Annotated in this window: 1 protein-coding gene; it reads right to left on the reverse strand. The window is 65.9% G+C overall.

The window, feature by feature from the left end; all coding sequences use genetic code 11:
- Positions 1 to 784 (reverse strand): FAD-binding oxidoreductase (locus AB4Y92_RS25115; protein WP_441822089.1); only part of this gene is annotated, 784 nt, incomplete at both ends.

Consider the following 784-nt stretch of genomic DNA (forward strand, 5'->3'; position numbering starts at 1 on the left):
GCTTATGCAGGCTTTGGCGCTCGGCGGCGTCGGCGCCGGGGGGCGCCAATAGATTGAAATTCAGGTTGCCGTCGCCGATATGGCCGAAAACGATCGGACGCAGGCGTGCGTCGATCGCATCCAGTGCCGTCAGGCACCGATCGACGAAGGCCGGGATGGCGCTGATCGGGGTGGACACATCGTGGCTGAAGCTGGGGCCTGCGCGCTTCTGTGCTTCCGTGATGTTCTCGCGGAGTGCCCAGAGCTGCTCGGCCTGTGCCAGGGAGCGGGCGATGACGGCGTCTTCGACGATCTCCTGCTCGAAGCCTTCGGAGAGAATACTCTCCAGGATCGCTTCGAGCGGAATCTCTGGCGTCGCCGCGTCGAGCTGGAGCAGCACATAGACGCCGCCGCGCAGCGCCGGTTGGGCGACATGCGGAGCATGGGTTTCGACGAGGGCGCGGCAATCTTCGGTAAAGCACTCGCAGCCGGACAGCACATCGGCGGCGCGCGAACGGGCAAGCTGGAACAGGCGCAAGGCCGCTGCGAAATCCCGGACGCTGGCCAGCGCAGTCGCGCGCGCCTGCGGTGCCGCGTGTAGTTTCAGCACGGCGGCGGTGACGATGCCGAGAGTTCCTTCCGAGCCGATAAAGAGATGCTTCAGGTCGTAGCCGGTGTTGTCCTTGCGCAGCGCGCGCAGGCCATTCCACACCCGCCCGTCGGGGAGCACGACTTCCAGTCCGAGCACTTGGTCGCGCATGTTGCCATAGCGCAGCACCGCCGTTCCGCCCGCATTGGTGGCGAT

The organism is Lysobacter sp. TAB13 (assembly GCF_052113885.1).
GTDB classification, from domain to species: Bacteria; Pseudomonadota; Gammaproteobacteria; order Xanthomonadales; family Xanthomonadaceae; genus Lysobacter; species Lysobacter gummosus.